This is a genomic window from Phocaeicola sp. (assembly GCF_057861905.1).
The window spans coordinates 1-5,991 of sequence record NZ_DBMACV010000113.1; the positions used below are offsets into that span (position 1 = coordinate 1).

Sequence of the window (5,991 nt, forward strand, 5' to 3'; positions counted from 1 at the left end):
TTGCTGCATATTGTTGCTTTCCGAAGAAGCCGTGTATCAATGTTACAAGAACTCTTGACACACAGCTCGCTTTGTTTTGAATTCGTCGAACTCACGTTAAGGTAGAAGAGGCTGTCCCTGGTTTTTAGTATTAAGACAATTTTGCCAACGCTACATTAATTTTATTTTTGGAGAAAGATTCTTTATTAATTTATTTTGTAGTTTTGAGGGTGTAAATAACTTTACAAAACCGATTTTGTTGGAATAAAATTGTAAAAATACTAAAAAAAATGAGATATTACCTCTTCATCATACTAACTTTTATTGTTATGGCGGGATATTCTGCTCCGGAGCTGACAGATTTGCGTGAACAGGCTTCCCAGTTTCCACAGGAAGCACTGAAACAGATTGACAGTCTGTAACGGAAAGCACAGTACCCGTCGTATAAGTTGGATTATATCCGTGCGTGCGCTTATTTCCGGCTGTCGATGTTCGAAAAAGCGCTGGTCAGTGCCGAGAAAGCCTACCACTCGGTAGAGATAAAATCGGACACCCTCATGTACCGCCGGATATTCATGATACTGGCGGAGTCGTCGGTCTTTGCATTTTCGCTGGACAAGGCGACCCGCTACATCCGCAAGGGCAAGGAGTATGCTTCTTCGGCCTCGGATCATGTCATGCTTGCCGGTATGCTGTTGTCCGAAGGCTATCTGTACCGCAGGCTGAGCCTGAACAAGAGGGCGTACGAATGTGTGTTCCATGCGATAAAGCTGCTGGAAGGCGGGAAATCGGAGAGCGAGGTTTACTACCTGTCGCACACGTATGGCTTCCTGATGATGTATTACATCAGTGACCGGAACTATACTGAGGCGTGGCAGACAGGACTGAAACGGAGCAAGCTGCTTTCCCGCCTGCCTGTACTGAGGCGCGACAACCAGTCGGGCTACCTGTACAGCAAGATGGCTTTTCTTGCCCATGTGCTGGGAAAGGAGGTCGAGGCTCAGGTGTATTACGAGTCGTTTCTCGGTACCCATTTCTCGAAAACCCTTGTGGGACGTCTGGAGATAAACGACTACCTGCTTACCATGAAGAAATACGAGCAGGTTATCGGGAACGCACAGGCATACGTCAGGGAGATGGACCGGCGCGATACGCTCAACATTTCGTATGTGCGGCTCCTGGAGCAGGCGTGCGAGGCTTACGAGGCGGTGGGCGACTACCGGAAGGCTTATGTGGTGGCAAAGCGCAGGCTCGCTATCCAGCAGGCTATGCGGCTGAACAACGAGCGCAATTATCTGCTGGAGAACGCCGACCTGTTTAATGCGATGACCGCCCAGGAGAAGCTGGCAGAAACAGAAGAGAAGTTGAAAGTACGGACTTTCTGGATCGGTGTACTGGCGGGCATGCTGCTGCTGACGCTGCTGGCACTGGGGCGTTTTATCCGGAAAGGCGGCAAGATGCGTATTCGGATTGTGGAGCTGGAGAAGCTGCGTCAGGTGCAGCAGTATCTGCTGAGAAAAGGACATCCTGCCGTAGCGGATACCCGTCCGGTGGAGAAAGAGGCAGAGGAGGTGGCGCCGCTGCTGCAGCAGGAGGAGCCGGAGAAGGTGGTGCTTTCGCGCCTTTCCAACGAGGAACTCTTTACCCGTTTCGACAAGAAGGTACGCGGCGGAAGGCTTTACCTCGACTACAGTCTGGGGCGCGACCAGTATGCACGTATCATGGGAGTGGACAAGAACCGTTTTGCCAGTGTGCTGAAGGAGTCAGGCAACGCCAACCTGACTACTTACCTGAATAACCTGAGGCTGGAATATGCCATCGAGCTGTTTCACGAGCATCCCGACTGGTCAATCAGTAAAATAGCGGAGCAGAGTGCCCTTCCTAATCTGTCTACTTTTTACCGTTTGTTTAAGGATAAATACGGCATGAGCCCCAATCTGTTCCGTAATAAAATTTAAAAAGAAAGGCGGTATTTCTTTCCTATATTGTCCATTATGCTTTTGTATAACCTGCTATGAATAAGCTGATTTGGATTTTTTCATAATAATTCTCGTCATTTTTTGTCTTTTCATACGACAGATTGGAAATTAATTTTTATTGACAGTTTTTAAGCGTTTGGTAACTTTGTGTCACGTGATAAAACTTAAGAGCAAAGGACTATGAGAAAACTGTTTGCATTAATAACCTTTCTGATAGCAGGTATGTCCGTTTCAGCCCAGAAAATAGCGGTCAAGACAAACCTTCTTTATGATGTAACCACAACGTTGAATGTGGGGGCTGAGTTTCGGGTAGCTCCCAAATGGAGTATTGATGTTTCGGGAAACTATAATCCCTTTAATTTAGGTGATGACCGGAAGATGAAGCACTGGCTGGTACAACCGGAAGCGCGGTACTGGTTCTGTGAAGCGTTCAACGGACATTTGAAAACAGCGGACCGCAAGGCGAACGTGAAGATGGAAATCGGGCTGGACAACCTGAAGATGAACCGGCAGCATTCGCTGCGGGTGGTACCGGTCATCGTGGCAGCCGACGGCAGCATGGAACAGGAGTTGCCTCCGTTTGTCATCAACGGAAAGACGCGCGACAGGGTACAGCAGCGTGCACGGGCCTTGAACGGGGAGAACTTCGACGAGGACGCCCTGCTGGTGGTACGCCGCGACAACGGTTCGGAACAGTTGATTTCGTATGAAACATCGGTACCTTTCAAACGGTGGATGATAGACGGAAGCGTAGAGCTGCGTGCATACGTGACGGGCTGTGCGCTGTGCGACGAGGGTCGCGAAACGGCTTACGGAGGTACCATTTTCCCCGCCGTGAATCCGGTGTATGTGACTCCGTTCATCGAGCCGAAGGAAGAAGTGGTGAAACGCCGTTCGGAAACGAGGGTGGCACGGCTGGAATTCCGCCAGAACAGCGACCGCATCGATCCGGCTTACAAGCAGAACCGCGCGGAGCTGGCAAAGGTGAAAGAGTCGTTTCAGGTGGTGCGCGACAATCCCGACCTGACGATTACAGGCATTTACGTAACCGGTTATGCGTCGCCCGAGGGTTCGATGACATACAACATGGACTTGTCTAAACGGCGTGCGCAGGCGTTTACCGACTATGTGCGCCGCGATCTGGACGGAATAGACCGTTCGCTTTACCACGTAGCATGGAAGGGCGAAGACTGGGAAGGTCTGCGCAAGGAGGTGGAGCGTCATCCGGGGCTGGAACAGCAGCAGGAGGTTCTGCAACTGATAGATAACTGCGGCGACGATAAGGATGCCTGCGAGGCAGAACTGAAGAAGCGGGTGTCGGTAGCGGTATATACCCGGCTGGTGAACGAGATGTATGCTCCGGTGCGCCGCAACGAGTATCGCATAGAGTATAACGTGCGTCACTTTACCATCGAGGAAGGACGCAAGATGATAGTGGAAAGTCCGCAACTGATGAGCGTGAGCGAGATTCACAAGGTGGCAGAGAGCTACGGCAAGGGGACGCCGCAGTACATCGACTGCCTGCTGACGGGTGCGAAGACTTATCCGCAGGACGTGACGGCAGTGAACAATGCGGCACTGGCGCTGCTGGAGGCACAGCGTGCCGGTGAGGCAGTAGCTCTGCTGGAGAAGGCTCCACAGGACGGTGCGCTGCAGAACATGCTGGGTGCGGCTTACGTCAAGAACGGTCAGCCGGAAAAGGCAGTCGGAGCGTTCGGACGTGCTTCGGAGGCAGGCTATGCTCCCGCAGCAGAGAACCTGAAGGCGCTGTAGGCGTATCTGGACTTGATGGCGGAATAAGAAAGTGATGAGAACAAATTTGATATAAGAGTATTAACTTTAAAAAATTGTATTATGAAATTTTCTAAGAGTTTATTGTGGGCGTTTGCAGGTTTGGGTTTATTTGCATGCTCAAATGAGGAAGTGGTGGACAACACTCAGTTGCCTGACGGTGTTGGTGCAGTGACGATCAATATTGTAAGTCCTTCGATGTCGAGAGCGATAGTAGATGGAACAACAGCTACTACTGTGCCTGTCACAGGTAATGTTACAATTGAACTGACAGCTGGTAATGGTGAACAATCGATTAAATTGAACGCTGAGCAATTAAAAACACAGAAATCGGTTACATTCTGGAATGTAAAAGAACCTAAAAAGATTACGGTTTCTATGAATGGTGGAGAAGCTTCTTATGCGGGGGAGGCTCCTACCATATTTACAGGTGATCCGGCTGGAGTTCCTGCCTATGGTGAAACTGAAAGTTTTAAGTTGACACCTAATACAGCTTCTCCGGGTGATAAAGGTGGTGCTGGTTATGAAACAGGTGCTAACTCAGGTGATGAAAACAAGACCTATCAGCTGTATACAGCTTCAGTCACGCTGGCTATTCCGGTAGCACGTCTGGAAGTGTCAGGCATTCAGCATATTACTGATACTCACGCTACTGGTGATTGTGCTTATAAAACATTGAAAATTGCCGGTGTATATCTGGACAATGTATATGCTGAAGGAACTGGCGTAACTTATGCTAACGGTGCATTCCCATGTGCCTCAGGTACTCCTGCAGATTATAGTTATAATGGTACTAACGCTACAGGTACAGGTGATTTAGCTATTTTACAAGATGCAGCTACTGAAACCGAATTCCTGACTGCTAACCAGACATGGCCGGAAACTGCAGGCAAGGCATATGCTTACTATTTCTATGGTGCTGACGGTGCAGGTAACCTTCCTATTTTCAAGATTTATTTCAATCAATCTGAAGCAAAAGATGCTGACCACCCGCTCCCAGCTCCTCGCTATGCGATGATTACATCTTACAAGCAGACAGCAGAAAATGGTGGTGCTCAGATTACCAAATTTGAATCGGGACATATCTATCGCATTACAAGCGCTAAGCTGACAGATGAAAATATCATCGGTGATGAAGGTGGAAATACCTTGTATGGTGTAGAAGTAACCGTAACCGAAGCCGAATGGGCTGTGGAAACTATCGGTGCTGAATGGACTAAATAACCTCATATCCCTATAATCAAAGTCTGGCGGAATCATCCGCCAGACTCTATTTCCTAAGACATACAGTTTTATAACATTCATAAGAACGAATATGATAAAGTTTCTAAAAATAATGTTGATGGCACTGCTGGTTTTCGTCCTGCCAAGCAGTTGCGTCAAGGAGGATTTTGACGACTGTGATAATGTCACTATTTATTTCCAGTATCTGGCAGATGGTGATACGGACGTGTTGTATAAGTATATGAGTAAAGTAGACCTGTATGTTTTCGATGAGGGCGGACACATTATAGATGTCGGTCATTATACTCAGGACGAGTTGAAGAACTTTACTGCTGTACCCTCGTTCCGGTTGCAGTATGGAAAAAAATACAAAGTTGTGGCAATAGGAAATGCCTACGACCATACGGTAGTAGAAAATTTATATGCCGACCATCTTTCGGATATTTATATTCAGTCGCCGTTCTGGAATGATGATTCGAGAGATGTAATTAATCATGATGACAACTATATGGGTCAGCAAGAGTTTGTCATGCCTGCCCAAGATGGTGTCATGTATCGGGATACGGTGACGCTGTACAGCTCGCACGTAGATACCGAAGTAGAAATTTACGGTCTGCCTGCTCCGCAAAGCCGTGCCGACATGCCGTATGAATTGAGTTTTGAAAATTCGAATGCACAGACCTCGTTCGAGAATAAAATCAACACGGAGGTGAAGGGTACCATTTATCCGGAGCTGGTTTACGATGCGGAAAAGAACTGCTATCATACCAGTGACTTTGCCCTATTCCGACTGGATCATGAAGCCTGTCTGGACGAAACGACGTGTGCGCACGAGCTGGTGCTGAAAGATAAAAATACCGGTGAGGAACTGGTAAGAGGAAATATCCTCAACTACTTGAACAAATACCAAGAAGATATTGATACCTGAGTTCGGGATAAGTTTAGAATAAGGCCAGTTGTTTTGAGTCCTCAATATAGTATCCTTGCAATGCATCCGGTTTGTTTTCAAAGAAACAAT

Annotated in this window: 5 protein-coding genes; all 5 read left to right on the forward strand. The window is 48.0% G+C overall.

The window, feature by feature from the left end; genetic code table 11:
• Positions 1-269: 269 nt before the first annotated feature.
• The 5 genes from ACZM60_RS14215 to ACZM60_RS14235 all read left to right on the forward strand — a co-directional run bounded on the left by ACZM60_RS14215 (position 270) and on the right by ACZM60_RS14235 (position 5,901).
• The gene (locus ACZM60_RS14215) at positions 270-401 is read left to right on the forward strand and encodes a hypothetical protein (RefSeq protein ID WP_489521815.1); all 132 of its coding nucleotides are present in this window, start codon (positions 270-272) and stop codon (positions 399-401) included.
• A gap of 27 nt (positions 402-428) precedes the next feature.
• A complete protein-coding gene (locus ACZM60_RS14220) occupies positions 429-1,937 on the forward strand; it encodes a helix-turn-helix domain-containing protein (RefSeq protein ID WP_489521816.1) in 1,509 nt (502 codons plus the stop codon).
• Positions 1,938-2,138: 201 nt separating this feature from the next.
• Positions 2,139-3,731 (forward strand): DUF3575 domain-containing protein, encoded by a 1,593-nt coding sequence (locus ACZM60_RS14225; protein ID WP_489521817.1) that lies wholly within the window; start codon positions 2,139-2,141, stop codon positions 3,729-3,731.
• An 81-nt stretch (positions 3,732-3,812) separates the two neighbouring features.
• Positions 3,813-4,973 carry a hypothetical protein gene (locus tag ACZM60_RS14230; protein ID WP_489521818.1) on the forward strand — a complete coding sequence of 387 codons (1,161 nt, stop codon included), beginning with the start codon at positions 3,813-3,815 and terminating at the stop codon, positions 4,971-4,973.
• A gap of 118 nt (positions 4,974-5,091) precedes the next feature.
• Complete coding sequence (locus ACZM60_RS14235; protein ID WP_489521819.1) at positions 5,092-5,901, forward strand: FimB/Mfa2 family fimbrial subunit; 810 nt, start codon at positions 5,092-5,094, stop codon at positions 5,899-5,901.
• Positions 5,902-5,991 lie beyond the last annotated feature (90 nt).

Bases quoted from the DNA above. Each gene is read 5' to 3' on its own strand.
- ACZM60_RS14215 (WP_489521815.1), top strand. From the start codon at position 270: ATGAGATATTACCTCTTCATCATACTAACTTTTATTGTTATGGCGGGA.
- ACZM60_RS14225 (WP_489521817.1), top strand. From the start codon at position 2,139: ATGAGAAAACTGTTTGCATTAATAACCTTTCTGATAGCAGGTATGTCC.
- ACZM60_RS14230 (WP_489521818.1), top strand. From the start codon at position 3,813: ATGAAATTTTCTAAGAGTTTATTGTGGGCGTTTGCAGGTTTGGGTTTA.
- ACZM60_RS14235 (WP_489521819.1), top strand. From the start codon at position 5,092: ATGGCACTGCTGGTTTTCGTCCTGCCAAGCAGTTGCGTCAAGGAGGAT.